15 protein-coding genes are annotated in these 24200 nt (G+C 64.4%); 10 read left to right on the forward strand and 5 right to left on the reverse strand.

Features of this window, described 5'->3' with window-relative positions; genetic code table 11:
- The first annotated feature begins 46 nt into the window (after positions 1-46).
- The 9 genes from ahcY (at position 47) to trxA (ending at position 16310) form a co-directional block, all read left to right on the forward strand.
- Positions 47-1465: an adenosylhomocysteinase gene (gene ahcY, locus EJC47_RS06985; protein ID WP_126846330.1), complete on the forward strand. Its 1419-nt coding sequence runs from the start codon at positions 47-49 to the stop codon at positions 1463-1465.
- Between the two features lie 205 nt (positions 1466-1670).
- Positions 1671-4799 (forward strand): TonB-dependent receptor domain-containing protein, encoded by a 3129-nt coding sequence (locus EJC47_RS06990; RefSeq protein ID WP_260591498.1) that lies wholly within the window; start codon positions 1671-1673, stop codon positions 4797-4799.
- A 260-nt stretch (positions 4800-5059) separates the two neighbouring features.
- Entirely contained in the window at positions 5060-7324 is a 2265-nt protein-coding gene (locus tag EJC47_RS06995; RefSeq protein WP_260591503.1) for a sensor histidine kinase, read from the forward strand.
- Between the two features lie 40 nt (positions 7325-7364).
- A complete protein-coding gene (tsaE, locus tag EJC47_RS07000) occupies positions 7365-7805 on the forward strand; it encodes a tRNA (adenosine(37)-N6)-threonylcarbamoyltransferase complex ATPase subunit type 1 TsaE (protein ID WP_126846334.1) in 441 nt (146 codons plus the stop codon).
- Complete coding sequence (locus EJC47_RS07005; protein WP_126846518.1) at positions 7802-8767, forward strand: aminoglycoside phosphotransferase family protein; 966 nt, start codon at positions 7802-7804, stop codon at positions 8765-8767. The genes tsaE and EJC47_RS07005 overlap by 4 nt, the downstream gene beginning before the upstream one ends.
- The gene (locus EJC47_RS07010) at positions 8764-9528 is read left to right on the forward strand and encodes a nucleotidyltransferase family protein (RefSeq protein ID WP_126846336.1); all 765 of its coding nucleotides are present in this window, start codon (positions 8764-8766) and stop codon (positions 9526-9528) included. The genes EJC47_RS07005 and EJC47_RS07010 overlap by 4 nt, the downstream gene beginning before the upstream one ends.
- A complete protein-coding gene (gene addB, locus EJC47_RS07015) occupies positions 9521-12469 on the forward strand; it encodes a double-strand break repair protein AddB (RefSeq protein WP_126846338.1) in 2949 nt (982 codons plus the stop codon). The genes EJC47_RS07010 and addB overlap by 8 nt, the downstream gene beginning before the upstream one ends.
- Positions 12470-12475: 6 nt before the next feature.
- A complete protein-coding gene (addA, locus tag EJC47_RS07020) occupies positions 12476-15922 on the forward strand; it encodes a double-strand break repair helicase AddA (RefSeq protein WP_126846340.1) in 3447 nt (1148 codons plus the stop codon).
- 64 nt (positions 15923-15986) lie between these two features.
- The gene (trxA, locus tag EJC47_RS07025; RefSeq protein ID WP_126846342.1) at positions 15987-16310 is read left to right on the forward strand and encodes a thioredoxin; all 324 of its coding nucleotides are present in this window, start codon (positions 15987-15989) and stop codon (positions 16308-16310) included.
- A 102-nt stretch (positions 16311-16412) separates the two neighbouring features.
- Here trxA and EJC47_RS07030 read toward each other — a convergent pair whose 3' ends face one another.
- The 5 genes from EJC47_RS07030 to EJC47_RS07050 form a co-directional block, all read right to left on the reverse strand.
- Complete coding sequence (locus EJC47_RS07030) at positions 16413-16820, reverse strand: hypothetical protein (RefSeq protein WP_126846344.1); 408 nt, start codon at positions 16818-16820, stop codon at positions 16413-16415.
- A gap of 346 nt (positions 16821-17166) precedes the next feature.
- Entirely contained in the window at positions 17167-17607 is a 441-nt protein-coding gene (locus EJC47_RS07035) for a hypothetical protein (protein ID WP_033963337.1), read from the reverse strand.
- A 297-nt stretch (positions 17608-17904) separates the two neighbouring features.
- Positions 17905-18516 carry a glutathione S-transferase family protein gene (locus EJC47_RS07040; RefSeq protein ID WP_033963339.1) on the reverse strand — a complete coding sequence of 204 codons (612 nt, stop codon included), beginning with the start codon at positions 18514-18516 and terminating at the stop codon, positions 17905-17907.
- Positions 18517-18522: 6 nt separating this feature from the next.
- Positions 18523-19743 carry a bifunctional glutamate N-acetyltransferase/amino-acid acetyltransferase ArgJ gene (gene argJ / locus EJC47_RS07045; protein ID WP_126846346.1) on the reverse strand — a complete coding sequence of 407 codons (1221 nt, stop codon included), beginning with the start codon at positions 19741-19743 and terminating at the stop codon, positions 18523-18525.
- Positions 19744-19786: 43 nt separating this feature from the next.
- Positions 19787-20878 carry an extracellular catalytic domain type 1 short-chain-length polyhydroxyalkanoate depolymerase gene (locus EJC47_RS07050; protein WP_126846348.1) on the reverse strand — a complete coding sequence of 364 codons (1092 nt, stop codon included), beginning with the start codon at positions 20876-20878 and terminating at the stop codon, positions 19787-19789.
- A gap of 563 nt (positions 20879-21441) precedes the next feature.
- Here EJC47_RS07050 and secA point away from each other — a divergent pair.
- On the forward strand, positions 21442-24177 hold the full coding sequence (secA, locus tag EJC47_RS07055; protein WP_126846350.1) for a preprotein translocase subunit SecA: 2736 nt from the start codon (positions 21442-21444) through the stop codon (positions 24175-24177).
- Positions 24178-24200: the final 23 nt, after the last annotated feature.

Raw genomic sequence — 24200 nt, forward strand, 5'->3', positions numbered from 1 at the left:
AACCCACGGTACGGGCCGCGTCATCAACCAAACCGGAGATACCCGCGTGGCCACCGTTCTTGACCGTCCGACCGACTATGTCGTCGCCGACATCACCCTTGCCGATTTCGGCCGCAAGGAGATCAATATCGCCGAAACCGAAATGCCGGGCCTGATGGCGCTGCGCGAGGAATTCGGTGCGTCGCAACCGCTCAAGGGCGCGCGGATCACCGGTTCGCTGCACATGACGATCCAGACCGCAGTGCTGATCGAAACGCTGACCGCGCTCGGCGCGCAAGTGCGCTGGGCGACCTGCAACATCTTCTCGACTCAGGATCATGCTGCGGCGGCGATTGCGGCGACCGGCGTTCCGGTGTTCGCGATCAAGGGCGAGAGCCTGGCTGAGTATTGGGATTATGTCGGTGATATCTTCAACTGGGGTGCGGGCACCTCGGGCGAAACCGCCAACATCATCCTCGACGACGGCGGCGACGCGACGATGTTCGCGCTCTGGGGTGCCAAGCTCGAAGCCGGTCATACGCTCGGCGAGCCCGAGAATGACGAGGAAGTCGAATTCCAGCGCGCGCTGAAGGCGTTCGTCGCCAAATATCCGGGTTACCTGACCGAGACCGTCAAGAACCTGAAGGGCGTTTCGGAAGAGACCACCACCGGCGTCCACCGCCTGTACGAGATTGCGAAGAAGGGCGAGCTGCCCTTCCCGGCGATCAACGTCAACGACTCGGTGACAAAGTCGAAGTTCGACAACCTTTATGGCTGCAAGGAATCGCTGGTCGACGCGATCCGTCGCGCCACCGACGTGATGCTCGCCGGCAAGGTTGCTGCGGTCGCCGGTTTCGGCGACGTCGGCAAGGGCTCGGCGCAGTCGCTCCGCAATGGCGGTGCGCGCGTGATGGTCACCGAAATCGATCCGATCTGCGCGCTGCAGGCGGCGATGGAGGGCTTCGAAGTCGTGACGATGGAAGAGGCGGTGACCCGCGCCGACATCTTCGTCACCGCAACCGGTAACGCCGACGTGATCACCGCCGATCACATGAAGGCGATGAAGCCGATGTCGATCGTGTGCAACATCGGCCACTTCGACAGCGAAATTCAGATCGCCGCGCTGTCGAACTATGAGTGGAACGAAGTTAAGCCGGGCACCGATCTGGTGACCTTTCCCGACGGCAAGCAGATCATCGTCCTGGCCAAGGGCCGCCTGGTGAACCTGGGTTGCGCGACGGGCCACCCGTCGTTCGTGATGTCGGCCAGCTTCACCAACCAGACGCTCGCGCAGATCGAGCTGTGGACCAAGGGCGAGAACTACAAGAACGAAGTGTACGTCCTGCCGAAGCACCTCGACGAAAAGGTGGCCGCGCTCCACCTGGACAAGCTGGGTGTGAAGCTTTCAAAGCTGACCCCGAAGCAGGCCGGTTACATCGGCGTGCCGGTCGAGGGACCGTTCAAGCCGGATCATTATCGCTACTGATATCGACCACGCCGCGCGAGATCTTCGCGCTCGCAAACCTGGCCGCTTCGGACCAAAAGGCCCGAAGCGGCTTTTTTGATGCAAAATTGCTACACAACTGAAACATTCAGTCGCAATTCAGAAACACTCGCTTGCAACAGCCACGCATTTCCAATCTCTTGGGCCGGTCAGGTGCATCGCACCTTTTCCAATTTTGGGGGCCCAAATGAAATCGCCATATACCGCGCGAGTGTTGCTCGTTCTTTCCGCATCCGTTTCGGCGTTGACCGTCGGGACGTCGGCTTTCGCCCAAGCTGCTCCGCCAGTGGACGCGCAGAGCAGCAAACCCGCGGCTTCCGCAGCCGAGCCGGACACGGACAAAGCTCCGGCCGTGGACATCGTCGTTACCGGGTCGCGCATCGCGCGTCCGAACCTATCGTCGCCCAACCCTGTCACCAGCATTCAGGGCGAGGAATTTTTTCATAGCGGTTCGGTCTCGATCGGCGATCAGCTCAACCAGCTGCCGCAGCTTGCGTCGACCTTCAGCCAGTCGAACTCGACGCGCTTTCTGGGCACCGCCGGTCTCAACCTGATCGACTTGCGCAACCTTGGGACGCAACGCACCCTCGTTCTCGTCAACGGCCGCCGCCACGTGGCAGGCGACATTTTGAACTCGGGCACCTCGGTCGACACCAACACGATCCCGACCGATTTGATCGACCGCGTCGATATCGTCACGGGTGGTGAGTCGGCGATTTATGGTTCCGACGCGATCGCGGGCGTGGTCAACTTTGTTCTGAAGGATCACTTCCAGGGTCTGGAAGCGCGCGCGCAGAGCGGCGTCAGCACCTATGGCGACGGTTCGGCACAGTTCGCGAGCGTGCTTGCGGGCAAGAACTTCAGTGAGGGGCGCGGCAACATCGCGGTCAACGCTGAATATGCGCATCAGAGCCAGTATTTCGGCAGCGGTCGCGATTATCTGAACCAGCAAAGCGCCTTCATCCAGGTTAATCCAAACCCTAGCGCAGGCAATCCGGGATACCGGTATTTCAACGACGTACGTAGCGCATCCTATAGCGAAACCGGCCTTATCCGCTTTGGCGGTACGCCTTCGCTCAACGGCGGCACAGCCCCCAACGGGTCTCTCTATTACGTTCCGTATCAGTTTACGCCGGACGGCAGCCTCGTTCCGCTGACGGGCCAACGCGTTGGTTATGGTCCGAACGGATCCTTCATCGGCGGCAATGGCAGCAACTTCCGCAGTGGTGACGAATTCCAGATCCAGCCGCGGCTGGACCGGGTCAATATCAGCATGGTCGGCCATTACGAGATCTCGCAGGCGCTGGTGCCTTTTGTCGAGGCAACATGGTCGCATACAACGGTGTTCGGGGCAGGTTCGGGAGGCCCGGCCTTTATCAATGGCACGGCACTTGATGGTGATCCGCGCGAGTCGTTGCGGTTGGATAACCCATATCTGACTGCGCAAGCGCGCGGGGTTATCACCGCCAATCTGCTAGCGGCCAAGCCTAGTGCCGTCATCACCGATTCTACAACGTTCCGGGTTCGCGAAGTTCTCGAAGGGCTTGGCAACCGTTCGGAGCTGTCGCACCGTGACACCTATCGGATCGTCGCTGGTATCAAGGGCGATTTCAACGGTAACTGGCATTACGAACTTTCTGGCAACTATGGCGAGTTCCGAGAGAAGACAGAAATTCTCGGCAACCTGAACAAGCAGCGGTTTTTGCTCGCGAACGACCCGGTAAAGAATGCTAGTGGTCAGATTGTATGCCGTTCACAAGTCGATCCTACAGCCGGAGTCGGCTATAGCGGCGTCGTAAGCCCCGTGAACCAAGCTAAAATCCTGGCGAACGACATTTCATCTTGCGTTCCGATCAACGTGTTTGGCGGTCAATTCACCGATGCACAGAGGAATTATCTGCTCCAGAACACAACTGCGATCGGAAAAATTACGCAGCTTGATATCAGCGGGTTCGTTTCCGGCGATTCGCAGCAGCTATTTTCGCTGCCGGGCGGTCCGATTGGTTTCTCGCTCGGTGGTGAATACCGTCGTGAGACAAACCAATATCAACAGGACGTGCTCGTTTCGGCAGGCTACACCTTCTATAATTCGATCCCTGATTTCATCGCTCCGGCCTTGGAGGTTAAGGAGGCATATGGCGAATTACGGGTTCCGCTTCTGAAGGACATTCAGTTCATTCGCGAATTGACCGTTTCGGGTGCTGGTCGTATCTCCAATTACAATAACAAGACCGGGACCGTTTATTCGTATAACGGCTCCGTAATCTGGCGTCCGGTCAATGACTTGACACTGCGGGCCAGCTATGCGCGCGCTGTTCGCGCGCCTAACCTCGGTGAATTGTACACACCCGCCGGGACGAATTTCCAGTTCATTACGGATCCTTGCTCGAAGGATCACCTTGATGAAGGGCCCAATCCCGCCAACCGCAAAGCGAATTGCGCCGCTGCGGGACGCCCGGCTACCTATAACTTCCAGCCCGCGAACTCGCTACGTTATTTAAGCGGCGGCAATCCGAGTTTGAAGGCGGAGACGTCGGATTCCTATACCTTGGGCGGTGTGTTCCAGCCGCATTGGGTACCGGGCCTCGCGATCACGGTCGACTATTACAACATCAGGGTGGACCAGGCGATTTCATCCGTAGATGCGCAGACCATCATCAACCAGTGTTACGATTTGGCCACGTTGAACAACCAATATTGCGGCCTTTTCAAACGGGCGGGTGCCGCCGGTGGCCCGACGGAAGAGCCGTTCCAAATTCTGGAAGGCTCGCTCCTGTCCGCAGGCGTGAACTACGCATCGCTGAAGGCGCGTGGTATCGATGCCGAGGTCAGCTATACGCACCAGATCGGGAATTACGGAAAGCTCTCGGTTCATGGGAATTACACCCATGTTATTCAACGTGACGACTTCACCGATCCGACTGATCCCACCAATATCACACGGTATCTCGGCAACGTGGGAACACCGGTGGACCGTTTCAGGATCGCCAGTGAATTCAAAAGTGGTCCGGTTACGTTTGGTTACACCGTGCGGTGGTATGGTCCGCAATATGTTGGTGACTACACCAACTACAATCCTTTGAACGGCAATCCGCCACAGCAGCCTTATTACGCCGACTATAAGACGTATCCGGCTGTCGCCTATCATGATCTTCGTGTCGCGATGGACGTTGGCACGAAATACAACATGTACCTGGGCGTGACGAACCTTGCCGACAAGCACCCGCCGCTCGACCTGACGGGCCTGGGCGGTGGCAGCGGCCAATATGACGTGATGGGACGCTTCCTGTATGCAGGTGTCGTCGCCAAATTCTGACACGGCTTTAATTTGGGAGTTTGGGGGCGGTATCGCGAGATACCGCCCTTTTTTTGATCAGGCTGCGAGCGGCGGTTGGTTGAAGTCGAATGCAGCCTCGTTCGCGCTTTGACCTTCCTTCCTTGGACCGACTTGGCCTATGCAAGTTATATGGGTCAGGGCTTTGTGCGGTGAGCGAACTTCCAGAACTGAGCGCGGTTCTAATCGGTGCCGCATTCGCCCTATTGATTGGTGGGGCGTCTTGGAATCTGTTTCTCGGCATGCGCGCGCGGCGCGAGGCGAGGGCGACCTTTGCCGCGAATGCCCGGCTTGAAGCCATGCTTGCGTCAGCCCCAGCGCTGGCGCTGACCATACGGAGCGATGGCCGCGTTGATTGCCCACCGCGCCTCGCGGACTGGCTCGGCTTGGCCGCGCTGCCACGCTACCTCGAAGATCTGACCACGAGCGATGCAGGGCTTGCGGCAGAGGACTTCGCCGCCCTTTCGTCAGACGTTGCGGCCGCGCAAAAGTCCGGGCGGCCCTTCTCGCGTGCGCTGCGGGTGAAGGGATCGGCGCGCGCGCTCATGATCCGTGGCGCGCGCGTTCCCAAGGCGTTTCAAGCGCCAGGCGGCGTTATCCTGTGGGTCTTTGACGCGACCGACACGGAAGATGAGATTGCGCAGCTCGGAGTGGCCATCGGCCAGGCGACCGCGCTGTATGAAGATCTCAGCGGTGTCATCCAGGCGGCACCCATGCCGATGTGGTACCGGGGGGCCGACTTGCGGCTGGCCATGGTCAATTCGCAATATGTCGACGCCGTCGAAGCGGCGTCTGCCGAGGACGTAATCGCGCGCGGGCTCGAGCTGGTGGAGGGATCGGGCGTCGGCGGGCCGCTCGGCAACGCCGTGTTGGCGCGCGATGCGAGATCGGTGCAGTCGCAAACGATGCCCGCGACGATCCGCGGTGAGCGACGGATGCTGCGCGTGTATGACGCCCCGCTCTCAACCGGGGGCGTCGCCGGCTTTGCGATTGATATTGAGGATCTGGAGCAAGCCCGCGCACGCTTGAAGCGCTTCGATGATGCGCAGCGCGCGATGTTGGACCGGCTCTCGGCGGGCGTGGTGCAATTTGGGGCCGACCGCTCGCTGGTCTTCTGCAATCAACCGTTTCGGCGCTTGTTCGCCATGAAGGCCGAATGGCTGGCGGATCGCCCCGAATTCGACCGGGTGCTGGAACGGATGCGCGAAGCCAAACGCCTGCCCGAAGTGCGCGACTTTCCCGGCTGGAAGGCCGAGCGGCGCGACTGGTTTCTCGCGGCGGGCGGCGGACAGGAGGAAGAATGGCATCTTCCCGGCGGCGCGCATCTGCGCGTCGTTGCGCAACCCTTGCCCGATGGTGGCCTATTGCTGATCTTCGAGGATCGCACCGAACAGGTGCAATTGGCCAGTGCCCGCGACACCTTGTTGCGCGTGCGCACCGCGACCTTCGAGAATCTCTATGAGGCGTTGGGGGTGTTTGCCGCCGATGGTCGGCTGCAATTGTGGAACAACAAGTTCCGGCTGGTGTGGGGATTCGACGAGGAATTCCTGGCGACGCATCCGCGCGTCGACGTACTCGCCGAAGCCGCGTCGCGCCAGCTTGCCAATCCGGCGCGGGCTTCGTTGATCGCGGACCTTGTTCGTGCCGCGACCGTCGAGCGGCAGCAGCGCGGCGGCCGCGTCGGTTTCGCCGATGGCCGACATTTCGAATTTGCAGCCGTGCCGTTGCCCGATGGCAATGGCCTGTTCACGATGCTGGACATCTCCGACAGTCGCCGGATCGAGCGCGCACTGCGCGATCGCAATGAAGCGCTGGAGGCGGCCGATCGCATCAAAACCTCGTTCGTCGCCACGATGAGCTACGAATTGCGCACGCCACTGACTTCGATCAGCGGTTTCGCCGAGATGCTAAACGAGGGCTATGCCGGGAAGCTGAGCGCCTCCGCGTCGGGATATGTCGAGGCGATTCTCCAATCGGTCGAACGCCTCGGTATGCTGGTCGACGAAGTGCTGGACCTTACGCAAGCCGAGGGCAAGGCCCCTGAACTCGACATGCAGCCGATCGATCTTGGCGCGGTTGCGCAGGCCGCCGCCGATGCGGTGGCACCCCTGGCCAACAAGCGAAAGCTGGATTTCGCCGTGGAGATCCTGCCGTCAACCGGCGCGATAACGGGGGATGCCCGGCGGCTGCAACAGGTGATCGAGCATCTGTTGCGCCATGCCGTCGCGGGTACGCCGGCCGGGGGGCGGGTTCTGCTCCACACTGACGGTACCGATGCCACGGCGCGGATCGTGGTGTCCGACGACGGGGTGGGGATGAGTCCGCAGGCGGTGACGCGTGCCTTCGATCGCTTCGCGCAACCGGGGATCACCCGCGACGGGGAACGCGCTTTGGGATTGGGCCTGCCGCTCGCCAAGCAGTTTGTCGAGGCGCATGGCGGCACGATCGAACTGCTGTCCGAAGCCGGGCAGGGGACGTTGATCACTGCCACCCTGCCGCGCCGGTGAAGGCGGAGCGGGGTCGATATGATGCTGACAGGATGTTGAGATGATTCTGGCCGGTCCTCAAGCGAGCGAATCCTTTGGAGCACGATTGGCCGAGTTGGTCCGCCCTGGCGATGTGGTGACGTTGTCGGGCCCGCTTGGGGCGGGCAAGACCAGCATTGCGCGCGGTCTTCTCGCCGCGCTTGGGTTGCAGGGAGAGGCCCCGAGCCCGAGTTTCGCAATCGTGCAGCCTTACGCCCCCCCTGAGGTGCGGATGCCGGTGTTGCATATCGATCTGTACCGGATCGATGATTCCCACGAGATCGCCGAACTAGGGCTCGACGATGCGGCGGGTGATTCGGTGTTGCTGATCGAATGGCCGGAACGGGCACCGGGCTGGTGGCCCGATGCACTGCCGCTCGTCCTGGAGATGTTGCCGGATGGCACCCGCCGCTTGACAGCCGACGTGCCCGCTGGCTGGAAGGATCGATGGCAGCAGATATGATCCCCCCGGCGGCGGCCGCCGCGTTCCTGGCCGCGAATGGGTGGCGCGATGCCACGATCGAGCCCGTCGCAGGCGATGCGTCCTTCCGGCGCTATTTTCGCGCGGTAAAGGATGGACGGAGCGCGATCCTGATGGACGCGCCGCCGCCCAATGAGGATCCGCGCCCCTTTATCGATATTGCGCGCTGGCTTGGGGAACGCGGTTTCGCGGCACCCGCGATCCACGGGATCGACCTCGACCTGGGCCTGGTGCTGCTCGAGGACTTTGGTGACGTGCGGATGCGCGAGACCGTGGACGGCGATGCTTCGCGTGAACCGGCGCTTTATGGTTCCGCAATCGATCTCCTGGTCCGCTTGCACCGTGAGGATCCCGCGACGCCGGTTGCCTATGATCGGGCGACGCTGCACCGCGAAGCCAATTTGCTGACCGAATGGTATTGTCCGGCGCTGGGGATCGCACCCGATCAGGCGGCTTATGATGCCGCGTGGGACGCCGTGTTCGACCATGCGCTCGCGGGGCCGGCGGTGACTGTCCTGCGCGATTACCATTCGGAAAACCTGATGCTCCTCGGCGGCGATACGCTGGGGTTGCTGGATTTTCAGGATGCGCTGGCGGGCCACCCCGCTTACGATCTTGTGTCGCTGCTGCAGGATGCGCGACGCGACGTCGACGAATATGTCGAAGCGGCGATGGTGGCGCGCTACAAAGCGGCGACGGGCGCGGGCGAAGCGTTCGATATTGCCTACCATGTCCTCGGCGCGCAGCGGAACGCCAAGATCATTGGGATTTTCACGCGGCTGTGGCAGCGCGACGGCAAGACCCGCTATGCCGCTTTGTGTCCGCGGGTGTGGCGCTATCTCAACCGCGATCTGGAGCATCCCGCGCTTGCCCCGGTCAAGGCCTGGTTCGATGCGACCATTCCGTTCGAGTTGCGCGGCGATCCGATGGTGTTGGCGGCATGATGAAGCCCAAGCGCACGCTCAACATCCGGCCGGAGCCGGGTGGTACGGTGCCCAAAACCGCGATGGTGATGGCGGCCGGTCTCGGCAAGCGGATGCGCCCGCTGACCGCCACCCGCCCCAAACCGTTGATCGAAGTGGCAGGCAAGCCCTTGATCGGCCACGTGTTCGATCGGTTGCGCGCAAGCGGTATCGAGCGCGCCGTGGTGAACGTCCACTATCTTGCCGATTCGCTTGAAGCCTATTTGCACAATCGCGAGACGGGCATCGACATTGTCGTTTCCGACGAACGCGGTCGCTTGATGGAAACGGGCGGCGGGCTTGTGCAGGCGCGCGGCTTGCTGGGCGACGAGCCGTTTCTGGTGGTGAACAGCGACAATCTTTGGGTCGACGGGCCCTCGGATGCGATCAAGATGCTGGCGGCGCGCTGGGACGACGCGACGATGGATGCACTGTTGCTGATGGTCCCGCTGGCCCGCGCAAACCATCATGGCGGGCGCGGTGATTTTCGCCTTGCCCCCGATGGGCGTATTCTTGGGCGGCGGCCGCCTGGGCGGCTTGCGCCGTTCGTTTATACGGGCGTGCAAATCCTGTCGCCGCGCGTGATTGCGGATTGGCCCGAAGGTCCGTTCTCGACCATGCTGTTCTGGGAGCGGGCGATTGCGGCCGGGCGCGCTTACGGCCTGGTCCATCAGGGTCTGTGGTTCGACGTTGGCACACCGGGGGCCGTTCCGTTGACGGAGGCGATGCTCGCCGATGGTTGAGGCGAAGGGTCCCAGGCTCTTCACCATCCCGGCGCATCGCGCCTTCGCGGACGCGTTGGCTGCGGGGCTGATCCGGCAATTTGGCGGCGACGATCTTGGTTTGGCGCGCGGGCTGGTGCTGCTGCCCAACAACCGCGCCAAGCGTGCGCTGACCGATGCCTTTGTCCGGGCAAGCGCGGGCGGACTGTTGTTGCCGCGGATGGTCGCGATCGGCGATCCCGCGCTCGACGAGGCGGTGGGCGCGGCGTTCGATCCGGCAGATGATCCGGTGCCGGTCCCGCCCGCAGTCGCGCCGCTGCAACGGCGGATGATCCTCGCGCGGCTGGTCTCGGAGGAGCGCGTGCGCGCAGGCCAAGCGATCGATGCGGCGGAGGCGGTGCGGCTGGCGGGCGAATTGGCGCGCACGCTCGACCAATTGCTGGTCGAGGAAATCGCGCCGCACCGCTTGCGCGACATCGAGCTCAACGAAGCGATGTCGGCGCATTGGCAGCGCGCGCTCGACCTGTTCGCGGTGGTGCTGGATCGCTGGCCGGCCGAGCTGCAGCGGATCGGGCGGATTGACGCCGCCGAACGGCGCGGGCTGTTGTTGCAGCGGCTTGCCGAACGCTGGGATCGTGACCCGCCCGCCGGTTTCGTATGCGCTGCGGGCATCACTGACAGTGCGCCCGCCGTTGCGCGGCTGCTGCGCTGCGTGGCGGACAGCCCGCGCGGGATGGTGGTGCTGGCCGATCTCGCGACGGGGATGGACGAGGTTGAGTGGCAAGCGCTTGGACCGCACGCGCCCGATCCGGCGACCGGTCTCACGCGCCGCTCGATCGAAACGCACCCCCAATTCCATCTGAAGCTGCTGCTCGAACGAATGAGCGTCAACCGCAGCGAAGTGCGGCTGTGGCGCGACGGTAGCGATCATGACGCCACCGTCGCGCGCGGCAAGGCGGTCGCCAATGCGCTGGCTTCGGCGGAATTTACTGCGAAATGGACGACGCTCGGCCCCGAGCAGCGGCGGCTGGGCGGCATTGCAGCCGCCGAACTGGCGACGCCAGGCGAGGAAGCGCAGGCCATCGCGCTGGCGCTCCGCGAGGTGGCGGAGACGCCCGGGCGCACCGGCGCGCTGGTCACGCCCGATCGCGGACTCGCGCGGCGGGTGGCAGCGCATTGCGCGCGCTGGGGGATCGCGATCGATGATTCGGCGGGGCGTCCGTTATCGATCCTGCCCTCGGGCACCTTGCTGACCGCGCTGGCCGAGGCGGCGACGCAGCGTTTTGCGCCGCTCGCGCTGCTGACGTTGCTCAAACATCCGCTGGTGCGCTTTGGCGATGCACGGCGGGAATGGCTCGATGGGGTACGGGCGCTCGACCGCGTGTTGCGCGGGCCACGTCCGGCGGCGGGGCTGGCCGGGATCGACCTACATCTACGCACCGCGCGCCGTGCCGAAGCAGCGGCGGCGTGGTGGGGGGAGGCGCGCGTGCTGCTCGAACCGATCGAACGCGTGTTCGATGGCGGCGCGCGACCGATCGCCGACTTGCTCGCTGCCCTGCGCGAGGCGGCGCAAGCCCTTTGTGGCGATGCCTTGTGGGCGGGCCCTGCCGGGCGCGCCGCTGCCGAGCTGCTGCGCGAGGCGGAGGATCATGCCGCGCATGGCCCGGCCATGATCGAGCCCGCCAGCCTTGGCCCGTTGCTCAAGACGCTGATGGACGAAGTGGCAGTGCGACCGCAGCAAGGCGGGCATCCGCGCCTGGCTATTTATGGCCTGATCGAGGCGCGCTTGCAGACCGCCGACGTCATGATCCTGGGCGGGCTGAACGAAGGAACCTGGCCCGGTCTGCCCGCGCCCGACCCGTGGCTGGCACCGCGAATCCGCACCGAATTGGGGCTGCCGGGGCTCGACCGCGGCGTCGGCATGGCGGCGCATGATCTGGCGCAGGCCTTGGGCGCGCCCGCCGCGCTGATGACGCGTGCACGACGCGGCGGCACGCAACCGGCGATCGCCTCGCGCTTCTGGCTGCGCTTGCAGGCATTGGCGGGCGATCGGTTCGAGCGGGCCACCGCGCTGGAAGGCTGGGCGCGCGCGCTCGACGATCCGGGCGCGCATGTGCCCGCTGCCAAGCCGATGCCAGAGCCCCCCGCCGAACGCCGGCCCAAGGCGATTGCCGTCACCGACGTCGATCGGCTGAAGGCCGATCCCTATGCGTTCTACGCCAAACGCATCCTCGGTCTGACGCAGCTCGACCCGGTCGATGCCGATCCCAGCGCAGCGTGGCGCGGCACGGCGGTGCATGACATCCTCGAACGCTGGGCGCGTGAGGACGCCTGCGCGCTCGACAAACTGCACGAGCGCGCGCGGGCGATGTTCGACGGCGCGCATCCAATGCAGCGTGCGCTGTGGCGACCGCGCCTGATGGAGGCGATCGACTGGATCGTCGCGCAGATGGGCAAGAACGTCGATTCCGGGCGCACCGTGCTGGCGGTCGAACAATCGGGTGAGATCGCGATTGCGGGGGTGACGCTGACGGGCAAGTTCGACCGCATCGACCGGTTGCCCGACGGGGCGCTGGCGGTGATCGACTACAAGACTGGCAAGCCGCCCTCGCCGGCGGCGGTGCGTGAGGGGTTCAGCCTGCAATTGGGGTTGCTCGGGCTGATCGCCGAGCGCGGCGGTTATGCCGGGATTGCGGGCAAGGCGCGCGGCTTCGAATATTGGTCGCTGTCGAAAAAGGGCGATGCGTTCGGTTATGTCACCTCGCCGGTCGATGCCGAGGGCAAGGGCGACAAGGTCGTGCCTGAGGATTTCACCACGCTCGCCGCGCGGCATTTCAGCGATGCCGTGGCGGACTGGTTGACGGGCACGCGTGCGTTCGAAGCGAAGCTGCACCCGGACTATGCGCCTTATGCCGAATATGACCAGTTGATGCGGCGGGACGAATGGTATGGCCGTGAGTGAGTCCGTATGACCGAGGGCCACAGCCGCCGACCGCTCCCGGTCTTGAAGGACGCGCAGGCGCGCGCCAGCGATCCGGGCGGGCATGTCTGGCTGTCCGCCTCGGCCGGGACGGGCAAGACGCAGGTGCTGACCGCGCGCGTCTATCGCTTGTTGCTGCGCGGCGTCGATCCTGGTGCGATCCTGTGCCTGACCTTTACCAAGGCGGGCGCGGCGGAAATGGCCGGGCGCATTGGCGAGCGGCTGGCGGCGTGGGTGCGGATGCCCGAGCCCGATCTGGTGGCCGATCTGGTGGCGCTGGGCGAGGATCCCTCGCCGCAACTCCGCGCCCGCGCACGCACGTTGTTCGCCAAGGTGCTCGACGCGCCGGGGGGCGGCATCCGCATCCAGACGATCCACGGCTTCTGTCAGAGCCTGCTTGCCGCCTTCCCGGTCGAGGCCGGGCTGGTGCCCGGTTTCCGCCCGATCGAGGCGCGCGAAGAAGCGGTAATGGCGCGCGATGCACTGGCCGAAATGCTGGTAACGGCAGAGGCCGAAGGGCGCGATGCCACCGTCACTACTGTTGGCGCGCTGAGCCTGCGCTTGGGCGAGGGCGAGGCCGAGCGCTTCCTGCTGGCGTGCGCGCGGGCACCCGCCGCGATGGCGGAACTGCCGATGGGCGCGGGCATCGGCCCGTTCATCCGCCGCGCGCTCGATTTGCCGGTGGGCGAGATTGAGGCGGAGATCGCCGATGCCTGCGGTGACAATGCCTTCGACGTGGATGCGGTCGCGCGGCTGGCGGCGGCGAACCGGGCGTGGGGCACGGCGACGGGCGGCAACCACGCCGACATCGCCGAATGCTGGATCGAGGCGGCACCCGAGATGCGCGCACGGATGCTGGGTGACCTGATCGGTGTGCCCTTCACCGCCAAGCGCGAGCCGCGCAAATATTCCCCCAAACTGCTCGCCGCCGACCCCGATTATGCCGATCTCGCAATCGAGGTGGGCGAAGCGTGCGCGCATCTGCTGGGTTTGCGCGAGCGCGCGGCCTATGCCGATCTGCTTGCGGCAGCGCTGGCGGTCGGGCGGGAGTATGCGGCGGCGTATGACCAGGCGAAGCGGCGGCTGGGCGCGGTCGATTTCGACGATCTGATCCGCGCGACGATCGCGCTGCTCGGCCAACCCGGCATGGGCGAATGGGTGCGCTACAAGCTCGATCAGGCGACCGAACATGTGCTGATCGACGAGGCGCAGGATACCAACCCCGACCAATGGGCGATCATCCGCGCGCTGGTGGAGGAGTTTTTCGCCGGCGAGGGATCGCATGACGAGCGGGTCCGCACGCTGTTCACCGTCGGCGATTTCAAGCAGGCGATCTTCGGCTTCCAGGGTACCGACCCAAAGTTTTTCGCCGCCGCCGAGCAGCGCATCGGGACGCTCGCACGCGACGCGTGGGCGGCGGACGAGGAACAACGCCGCCAGAGCGGCACGATGCGGGCGCGCCCGTGGCACCGGCTTTCGCTGACACAATCGTTCCGCTCGACCCGGCCCGTGCTCGAATTCGTCGATGCCGCGATCGAGGCTTTGCCCGAGCCGGGGCTGGGCGCGATCGCCGATCGCGAAGTCCATGCCAGCGAAGTGCCGGGGCCGGGCACCGTGACCTTGTGGCCACTGGTCGTTGCCGGGGGTAGCGAGGAGGATGAGGAAAGCTGGATTTCCGATTCCACCCGCGAACTCGCTCGCCGGATCGCGCGGACGATCAAGGGCTGGATCGGCACGCTGATGCTCGAGAGCAAGGGGCGCACGCTCCGGCCAGAGGACATCATGATTCTGGTCAAGCGGCGCGGCGAACTCGCCTCGCTGATCGTCGCGCGGCTCTATGCCGAAGGCGTGCCTGTGGCGGGGGTCGACCGGTTGCGGCTGAATGCGCCGCTGTCGGTGCAGGATCTGCTCGCCGCGATCCGTTTCGTGCTGCAGCCCGACGACGATTTGTCGTTGGCGTCGTTACTGGTATCGCCGCTGATCGGCTGGAGCCAGGAGCGGCTGATGCACGCCGCGCCCAAGCGCGCGGTCAGCCTGTGGCGGCACATTGCCCGCGCCGAACCGCGCGCTGAGATCGCGCCGTTGTTCGCGATGCTCGACCGCGCCGACATCGCTACGCCCTATCAATTTCTGGAGGAACTGCTGTCGGGGCCGCTTGGCGGGCGGCGCAATCTGGTGCGGCGGCTGGGGCAGGAAGCGCGCGACCCGATCGAGGAATTGCTGAGCGCGGCGCTCGATTTCGAAGCGCTCGGCACGCCCTCGCTGCAACGCTTTCTCGACTGGTTCGATCGCGGCGAAGTGGAGATCAAGCGTGACCCCTCCGCCCCGCTCGATGCGGTGCGGGTGATGACGGCGCATGGTGCCAAGGGCTTGCAGGCCCCGCTGGTGATCCTCGCCGACGCCGCAGTCGACCCGACCCGTTCACCGCGCTCGACGCTGAAATGGTGGGCGGGCGATATGGCGGCGGAACTGCCGGTGATCCGCCCGCGCAAGGGTGAAGCCACCGGCCCGCTGGCGGCGCTGGTCGAGGAAACCGCCGCGCGCGATCTCGAAGAGCATTGGCGGCTGTTCTATGTCGCGGCGACGCGCGCCGAGGAGCGGCTGGTGATCGCCGGGTCGGTCGGTCCACGCGCGCAAGGCGAGGCACCCGCACAAAGCTGGTATGCGGCCGCCGCGCGCGCGATGGCCGCGCTGGAGGTGCCGGAAGGCGAAGAGCGCAGCTTCACCGGGCGCGTGCCGCAAAAGCCTGTCGCGCCAGACCGCAAAGCGGCGCGGGCGGCGGTGGTTGCCGAGCCGGTGCCCGACTGGGCACGTCGCGCGGCACCGGTCGAGGCACGACCGCCGCGTCCGCTCGCGCCGTCGTCGCTGGGCGATGACGCGGTCGCCGACGCGCCGCCGACTCCCGCAATGCGCGCGGCGGCCGAGCGCGGGCGGCTGATTCACGCGTTGTTCGAGCGTTTGCCGAGGGTTGCACCTGCGAAACGAGCAGAGGTCGCTGACCGTTGGCTGGCGAGTGCCGGAGCGGTGGCCGACGCGACCGCACGCGCGGAGATTGCCGCGCCAGTGCTGGCAGTGCTCGGCGATCCCGGCCTCATGGACCTGTTCGGGCCGGATGCGCTGGCCGAGGCCCCGATTGCGGCGGTGCTGCCCGATGGCTTCGTCGTGTCGGGCACGGTCGACCGGTTGCTCGTCACGCCCGATCTGGTGAGCGTGGTCGATTTCAAGACCGGGCGCGGCGTGCCCGCCACGCCCGACGCAATCCCGCCGTATCATTTGCGGCAGATGGCCGCCTATGTCGCGGCGCTGGCGGTCATCTTCCCTGAACGGCGCGTCGAGGCGGCGTTGCTCTACACAAGCGCGCCGGTGCTGCACATGCTGTCAGCGCCGCTTCTGGAGGCACACAAGCCGGGCTTTGCCGCCGCAGAGCAAAGCTAGCACGCACCCGCTTGAGTGGACGCGCCCGACACCCTACGTTCTGCGCAACATCAGGAGATTTACCATGGCTACCAAGAAGATCACCGACGCCAGCTGGACCGCCGACGTCACCAATGCGAGTGGCCCTGTGCTGGTCGATTTCTGGGCGGAATGGTGCGGCCCGTGCAAGATGATCGGGCCGAGCCTCGAAGAAATTTCGGAAGAGCTGGGCGAGCAGGTGACCATCGCCAAGCTCAACATCGACGAAAACCCCGATGCGCCGGGCAAATATGGCGTGCGCGGCATTCCGACGATGATCCTGTTCAAGGACGGCGTCCCCGCCGCGACCAAGGTCGGTGCCGAGCCGAAGGGTCGGATCAAGGCGTGGCTCGAGGGTGCGCTGGGCTGAGACTGCCGGGTTGTGCCGCGTGGGGTGGGTGAGGGAACTATACCTTGCGCGGCATGACGCGGGGGGCGCTTCGGACGGGTAGAAATGGTGGGAAGCGGTCGTTCAAACACCGAACGACGCAGCGGCATGTTGAGCCTTTAGCAAGTTGCTGCCTGTAACAAACACTCGCAGCTCACCCTCGTAAGGCACATCATTCCGCTCAAATGGAATATCAGCCGCTTCGAGCACAGCTTCGAACTTTGCGATCCTTTCGGCGTCTTTGAACGTTTTTAGGTGGTAAATCCGCGTTGACGCGATCTGAAGGAAAGCCCGCGATGCCTCGCCTTGGTCCAACGTCTTGGCATATGTTGCGACCTCTTGGCCCCGCTCGGTTTCGAAAACCCGCCAATCACTTCCAGATTTTTCCAAACGTAGATCATATACACCAACACAAGTTGGTTTGTCGCAGGTTAGAAACTGCGAGTATCCGTTATTTCTGAGATAATGCCTTAGCTGATCGATGGTTTCCATAGCTCGTGATACCGTTGGCGCGGATGTCTGCAAATGGGCGATTGCAGTCCCTCACATACAAGTAGTTCACGGCCTGCTTTCCCTCTCCCAGCGGGAGAGGGAAGGGGCCCGCCGCGTAAGCGGTGGGAAGGGTGAGGGTGATGGGCATCATCCGTGGGATCGCCCTCACCCTTCCGCGGCTTTGCCGCTCCCTCCCTCTCCCGCTGGGAGAGGGATTTTCGTTTGGCGTGGGCGTGCCGTTTCACGATACGGAGAGCGACCCACCCCCAGTCCCTCCCTTTCAGGGGTGGGAGCACGCGATGTGTTGCTGGCGGCGACCTTCAGTGTGAATTGGAAGACATAGCCGTCAACGCCCGGCCAAGGTGGCTTCCTCCACCTGCCTGTCCATGAGGTGCGCGATGCTTTGGCGGAATGCGTCCAGATCGGGATAGTTGGTCATGAAGCAGCCGCGTGCCCGGTGACGAGGCTCAGCATAATCGGCCACTTCAAACCGGACGGCGAGATCGCCGCGCGTATTGGCGGGTGCAATCTCAAGGCGCAGGATCAGATCATCGCCTTCCTGCATATCAAAGCCCCATTGCACCACGATCGGATGATCTGTCGTAATGGGAAAGGCGCTTAGAGCTTTTCCAAACTCTTTCACGTCCTGCCATTGAACCCAACAACCGCCGTCGCCCGAGAAGCGATCCGTCTCCACCTTGACCTCAAGCCAGCCAAAATCATCGGTTTGCTGGTCGGGATCGAAGACGCTGGAATCGTATTGATAGCGAAGGGTGAGCTTGCTCATTGCTTGGTGTTCGCATCTGAAAGCAGTGTCTGCAATCGAGAAGCGGGGCGGCGAGGCTAAAGGGCGCAGCTTGCGCGCCCGCGCCCTTTGGGCGGGTCGTTGCTTTCTTCTGGCGGTCGTCCAGGCTGCCGTTTTACGATACGGAGAACGACCCACCCCCGGCCCCTCCCTTTCAGGGAGGGGCGGTTGGCGGTTAGCGCCCTTTCTCCCCTCCCTGAAAGGGAGGGGTTGGGGTGGGTTGGCCTGCTGCGGTGCGGGACTGTGATTTTCCGAGGTGTACAGCGTCCCCGTACCCGATCAGGTCAGCGGAATCATCACCTGCGCGGCAAAAGCCGGGCGTTCGGTCAGCCGGGCATACCATGCCTCGACATGCGGGACCGATGGGCGCGCGATATCGAGGGTGAACCAGCTATGGGCGTAGGTGCCCATCGGGATATCGGCCATGCCGAACTCCGCACCCGACAGCCATGGCGTCTGCGCCAGTGCATGGTCGAGGATCTGCATCTTGGCGGCACAGGCTGCCGCTGACGCCGCGATCACGGCGGGATCGCGCTCGGCCAGCGGGCGGCGGATGAGGTGGAGGAAGGCCCCGCGCTGGGCGTCGGCATAGTCGAATTGCCAGTCCATCCAGCGATCGGCCTGCGCGCGCTGCACCGGGTCTTCGGGCCACCAGCTTTTGCCGCCGTGACGCGCCGCCAGATAGCGCAGGATCGCATTTGATTCCCACAGGATGAAGCCGTCGTCTTCGATCGTCGGGACCAGCGCGTTGGGGTTGAGCGCGAGATAGGCGTCGCTCATGCCGAACTGGCCGCCGACATCGTGGCGGACATAGGGGAGCGCCAGTTCTTCCGCGAACCACGCGACCTTTTTCACATTGTGCGAATTGAGGCGACCCCAGATGGTGAGCATTGGCGTTCAGCTCCGATAATCGGCGTTGATCGAGATGTAGCCATGCGTGAGGTCGCAGGTCCAAACTGTCGCCGTGCCCTCGCCCAGGCCGAGATCGACGCCGATCTCGATCTCCTGCCCCTTCAAATGCGCGGCGACCGGGGCTTCGTCATAGCCGGTGACCGCAAGGCCGCCGGTCGCCACCTGCGTGTCGCCGAAGCGGATGCTGAGGAGGTCGCGCTCGGCGGGTTCGCCGGCCTTGCCGACCGCCATCACCACGCGGCCCCAATTGGCGTCCTCGCCTGCGATTGCGGTTTTCACCAGCGGCGAGTTGGCGATGCTGAGCGCGACTTTGTGGGCGCTGGCGTCGCTATCGGCACCGGTGACGGCGATTTCGATGAACTTGGAGGCACCTTCGCCGTCACGCACCACCAGATGCGCGAGTTGCAGGCAGAGGTCGGCGAGGGCGGCGCGGAAGGCGTCGGCACCGGCGTCTTCATCGCTGGTCAGCGGTGCGTTGCCCGCTTTGCCGGTGGCGAAGGCGAGCACGCTGTCGCTGGTCGAGGTGTCGCTGTCGACGGTGATGCAGGAGAAGCTCGCGCGGTTGGCGTCGCTGAGCGCGCGTTGCAGGAAGGCGGGGGAGACGGCGGCATCGGTGAACAGGAAGCCGAGCATCGTCGCCATGTCGGGCGCGATCATGCCCGAGCCCTTGATGATGCCGACCAAAGTAACGGTGCGGCCATCGACCACCGCCGTGGTCACCGCGCCCTTGGCGAAGGTATCGGTGGTGCCGATCGTATTGGCGGCGTCTTCCCAACCGCACGGCGCAGCGGCGAAGGCGGCGTCGAGCCCGGCCTCGGCCTTGTCGATCGGCAGCGGCACGCCGATCACCCCGGTCGAGGCGACGAAGATGTCGGAGGGCTGGCAACCGAGATGCGCGGCGGCGCGGGCGGCGATCGCTTCTACCGCCGCGCGGCCTCGCTGGCCGGTAAAAGCGTTGGCGTTACCGGCATTGACTACCATCGCGCGGGCGTGCCCAAGCGGGAGCGCGGCGCGGCACCATTCGACCTCGGGGGAGGGGCATTTGCTCTGGGTCAGCACGCCCGCCACCACCGTGCCGGGATCGAGCGTAATGAAGGTCAGGTCGCAGCGATCCCACGTCTTATACTGCGCCCGCGCGACATGCGGGGTGACCCCGGCAATTGACGGCAGAACGGGGAAGGGGCGGGCGAGCGGGGAGCGGGTCATGCCGCCGTCATACCCGGCGATGCGGGTGAGACAAGCTGCTGAATCAGCGCATCAGCCCAGCCGCGCGCAGCGCATCGCTGATCGCCTTTGCCACTCCGCCGGGCGCGATCGGGCGCGCTGTGGCGCGCAGCGGTGGCGGTGGTGTCGAGCGGCGCGAAGGGACCTCGATATCGGCGGCGTCGGCAATGCCCCAGGAGGCGGCAATGTGGCGGGTCGAGCAGATCCCGGCCGGGAGCATGAAGGGCATAACGGTGCCACACGCTGCATCCCCGACGGGATCGATCGGCGTGCCGTGACCAAGTCCGGCAATGCTATAGGCTTCGATCCGCACGGCGCCGCGCGAACTCAGCCAGCGCCGGCGCGCCTGCCCATCGACCTGGTCGCGTTTGGCGGCATCGAGCGGGATGCCCTGAAGCAGCGCCCATTGTGCGACGATCGCTTCCATATTGTCGTTCGCGACGGTCTGGTCGTCCGTGCCGTGCCACACCGACAGGCGCGGCCAGCGTAGCGGGGTTGGTGCCGCCTCGCGCACCAGTTCGGCGAGGGCTGGGCCATCGGGCAGGCCGCTGCCCCGCATCCGTTGCAACGCCGCGCCGACCGAGGTCGCGGTACCATAAGGGAGACCGGCGATCACCGCGCCACCGGCGAACACCTCGGGATAGGTGGCGAGCATGACCATCGTCATCGCGCCACCGGCCGACAGCCCGTTCACGAAAACGCGCGTCGCATCGATATGATAGGCGCCGATCATATGCGCGATCATCTGGCGGATCGACAGGGCCTCGCCCTGGTCGCGCGCGATATCCTCGGCGGCGAACCAGTTGAAGCAGCGGTTGGGATTATTGGCCGGGCGCTGTTCGGGATAGAGCAAGGCAAAGCCATGGCGGTCGGCCAGCCCCGACCAGCCCGACCCGTGATCATATCCCGCCGCGTTTTGGGTACAGCCGTGGAGCACCACTACAAGCGGGGCCCCCGCCGCGAAACCCGCCGGAATATAGTGCCGCGCGCGCAAATTGCCGGGATCGCTGCCGAAATCGGAAATGTCAGCGAGCCGATCGGACTCGGGAATCGGCATTTGCGTGGCGTTTGCGCGCGCAGCGGCAAGGCGAGACAGCGTTTCGGAAAGACCAGGCATGCGACATCTCTATCCGGCCCGTCGTGCGGGGCGTGGATTCTTTCTTTGGGACAGTGTACCGCAATTTATGCTGCGATGCACAATGAAATGGTGCGGCATCGCGCAAATGCAAGCCTTCCGCCTGACATCGCGGTAGGTGCGCGATGCTGGACGCACGGCGGAAATATCCCTAAGTGCGGCGGCTCCACCGACGGGTGACGTGCGACTTTGGAACTGCTGCTTATCCTTTCCGCCTTGCTCAGCGCCCTTACCGGGGCGACGGGGACGCGCGCGCCGGGGGTTGAGTTGCACCGGGCCGCAGCTGTGGTCCGGGCGACCGCGCGAGTCGCCCGATCCTGCTCCAGCGTCTTGCGACCGGCCAATACGGTGGCGGGCCTAGTCGCACTGTCCCGCGCGCCCGAATTTACCGGCTTCGCGCTCGTGCCCGCAAACCCGCTCTATGCAGGACGGCGTCGCGAATAGCGCTTCGCCGTTGTCCGCTCTTGCGCGGATCCTATCTTCCCATCGACTTCGTCGTCGCCGCGCAACGCGCGGCCGATGCCTTATCTTAACAGGAATTCTCCATGCTCGGCGGCATTGCCAAATCGCTTTTCGGGTCGTCCAACGACCGCTACGTCAAATCGCTCGGCGTCATCGTCGCCAAGATCAACGGCTTCGAGCCCGTCATCTCCGCCATGTCCGATGAGCAACTGTCGGGCCAGACCGCCAAGTTCCGTGAACGTCTCGCGGCGGGCGAAAAGCTCGACGATCTGCTGCCCGAAGCCTTCGCCACGGTGCGCGAAGCGGCCAAGCGCGCGCTCGGCCAGCGGCATTACGACGTGCAGATGATCGGCGGCATCGTGCTCCACCGCGGCGAAATTGCCGAGATGCGCACGGGCGAGGGCAAGACGCTGGTCGCGACGCTCGCCACCTATCTCAACGCGCTGCCCGGCAAGGGCGTGCATGTCATTACCGTCAACGACTATCTGGCGGCGCGCGACGCGGGCTGGATGGCGCAGGTCTATAACTTCCTCGGTATGACGGTGGGCGTGATCGTGCCCAATTTGTCCGATGAACAGCGCCGCCAGGCCTATGCCGCCGACATCACTTACGGCACCAATAACGAGTTCGGCTTCGATTATCTGCGCGACAACATGAAGTACGATCGCGAATCGATGGTGCAGCGCCCGTTCGCGATGGCGATCGTCGACGAAGTCGATTCGGTGCTGATCGACGAAGCGCGTACCCCGTTGATCATCTCGGGCCCGACCGACGACAAGTCTGACCTGTACCGCTCGGTCGATCTGGTCGTGAAGCAGCTCGCGCCCGAGGATTATGAGAAAGACGAAAAGCAGAAGTCGATCATCCTGACCGAGGACGGCACCGAGAAGGTCGAGCGGATGCTCGAGGATGCCGGGTTGCTCGAGGGCGCGAACCTCTATGATTTCGAGAACACGCAGGTGGTGCATCACACCAACCAGGCGCTGCGCGCGAACATGATGTTCAAGGCCGACACCGATTATATCGTCAAGGACGGCAAGGTCGTCATCATCGACGAATTCACCGGTCGTATGATGGATGGCCGCCGCTGGTCGGACGGCCTGCATCAGGCGATTGAGGCCAAGGAAGGCGTCGAGATCGAGCCCGAGAACCAGACGATGGCCTCGATCACTTTCCAGAACTATTTCCGCATGTACCCCAAGCTCGCCGGCATGACCGGCACGGCGGCGACCGAGGCGGCGGAATTTTACGACATCTACAAGATGAACGTCGTCACCATCCCGACCAACGTCCCCGTCAAGCGGATCGACGAGGAAGACGAATTCTACAAGGACACCGCCGACAAATTCGCGGCGATCGCCAAGAAGATCAAGCATCACGCCGATCTCGGCCAGCCGGTGCTGGTCGGCACGGTTTCGATCGAAAAGTCGGAACTGCTGAGCGACTTCCTGGTCAAGGAAGGCGTCGCGCACAAGGTGCTTAACGCGCGCTTCCACGAGCAGGAAGCGCACATCGTCGCTCAGGCTGGCCGCAAGAGCGCGGTCACCATCGCCACCAACATGGCCGGGCGCGGCACCGACATTCAGCTGGGCGGCAATCTCGAATTCCGCATCAATGATGAACTGACCGATCTGGAGGAAGGCCCCGAGCGCGATGCCGCGATCGAGCGGATCAAGGCCGAGATCGAGAATGAAAAGGCTAATGTGCTGGCGGCTGGCGGTCTGTTCGTGCTCGGCACCGAGCGGCATGAGAGCCGCCGCATCGACAACCAGCTGCGTGGTCGCTCGGGCCGTCAGGGCGATCCGGGGCTCAGCCGCTTCTATCTGAGCCTTGACGACGATCTGCTGCGCATTTTCGGACCCGACACGCTGTTCGCGCGGATGATGCGCTCCAACATCGGCGATGGCGAGGCGATCGGCAGCAAATGGCTGTCCAAAGCGATCGAGACCGCGCAGAAGAAGGTGGAGGCGCGCAACTACGACATCCGCAAGCAGGTCGTCGAATATGACGACGTGATGAACGACCAGCGCAAGGTCATTTACGAGCAGCGCGCCGACATCATGGATGCTGACACAGTGGGCGACGTGGTCGCCGACATGCGCGCGGAAACGGTCAACACGATCGTCGGCGGAGCCTGCCCTCCGGGCACCTATCCCGAGCAGTGGGATATTGCCGGCATGAAGGCAGCCCTGGCCGAGACGCTCAACCTGGAGCCGCAGATCGAGGCGTGGCTGGAAGAGGAAGCGATCGACCCCGAGATCATCGAAAGCCGCGTGCAAACGATGGCGGACGACGCGATTGCGGAGAAAGCCGCCTCGCTCGATCCGGAAACCTGGGTGCGGGTCGAGAAGTCGATCCTGCTGCAAAATCTCGACCATCACTGGAAGGAGCATTTGTCGACGCTGGATGCGTTGCGGCAGGTCGTCCACTTGCGCGCTTATGCGCAGAAGACGCCGATCAACGAATATAAGCAGGAGGCGTTCTCGCTGTTCGAGCGGATGCTCGCCAACATTCGCGAGGATGTGACGCGCACGATCGCCTTTGCGCAATTCCAGGTCCAGGAGCCGCCGCAGCTTCCGACCCTGCCCGACTTCATCACCTCGCATTTCGACCCGTTCACGGGCGATGACGACACGATGGACCAGGATGGCGGTACCAGCGGTCACATCACCACCCGCCTGGCACCGCTCTCGATCCCACTGCCCGATGGCAGCGATTTTGGGCAGGATCCCTCGGAATGGGAAGGCAAGGTCAGCCGCAACGCCCCGTGCCCGTGCGGTTCGGGCCGCAAGTATAAGCATTGCCACGGTGCGGTGTGATGTGACCGCCGCACGGCGCTGAT

It is taken from the genome of Sphingomonas sp. TF3 (genome assembly GCF_003985085.1).
Taxonomy (GTDB): Bacteria; Pseudomonadota; Alphaproteobacteria; order Sphingomonadales; family Sphingomonadaceae; genus Sphingomonas.

Excerpts from the sequence above, each read along its gene's own strand:
- EJC47_RS07010 (WP_126846336.1), top strand. The coding sequence starts at position 8,764 with ATGATGAAGCCCAAGCGCACGCTCAACATCCGGCCGGAGCCGGGTGGT.
- tsaE (WP_126846334.1), top strand. The coding sequence starts at position 7,365 with ATGATTCTGGCCGGTCCTCAAGCGAGCGAATCCTTTGGAGCACGATTG.
- EJC47_RS06990 (WP_260591498.1), top strand. The coding sequence starts at position 1,671 with ATGAAATCGCCATATACCGCGCGAGTGTTGCTCGTTCTTTCCGCATCC.
- EJC47_RS07050 (WP_126846348.1), bottom strand. The coding sequence starts at position 20,878 with ATGCCTGGTCTTTCCGAAACGCTGTCTCGCCTTGCCGCTGCGCGCGCA.
- EJC47_RS06995 (WP_260591503.1), top strand. The coding sequence starts at position 5,060 with ATGCGCGCGCGGCGCGAGGCGAGGGCGACCTTTGCCGCGAATGCCCGG.
- EJC47_RS07035 (WP_033963337.1), bottom strand. The coding sequence starts at position 17,607 with ATGAGCAAGCTCACCCTTCGCTATCAATACGATTCCAGCGTCTTCGAT.
- addA (WP_126846340.1), top strand. The coding sequence starts at position 12,476 with ATGACCGAGGGCCACAGCCGCCGACCGCTCCCGGTCTTGAAGGACGCG.
- argJ (WP_126846346.1), bottom strand. The coding sequence starts at position 19,743 with ATGACCCGCTCCCCGCTCGCCCGCCCCTTCCCCGTTCTGCCGTCAATT.
- EJC47_RS07005 (WP_126846518.1), top strand. The coding sequence starts at position 7,802 with ATGATCCCCCCGGCGGCGGCCGCCGCGTTCCTGGCCGCGAATGGGTGG.
- EJC47_RS07040 (WP_033963339.1), bottom strand. The coding sequence starts at position 18,516 with ATGCTCACCATCTGGGGTCGCCTCAATTCGCACAATGTGAAAAAGGTC.
- secA (WP_126846350.1), top strand. The coding sequence starts at position 21,442 with ATGCTCGGCGGCATTGCCAAATCGCTTTTCGGGTCGTCCAACGACCGC.
- addB (WP_126846338.1), top strand. The coding sequence starts at position 9,521 with ATGGTTGAGGCGAAGGGTCCCAGGCTCTTCACCATCCCGGCGCATCGC.
- EJC47_RS07030 (WP_126846344.1), bottom strand. The coding sequence starts at position 16,820 with ATGGAAACCATCGATCAGCTAAGGCATTATCTCAGAAATAACGGATAC.
- trxA (WP_126846342.1), top strand. The coding sequence starts at position 15,987 with ATGGCTACCAAGAAGATCACCGACGCCAGCTGGACCGCCGACGTCACC.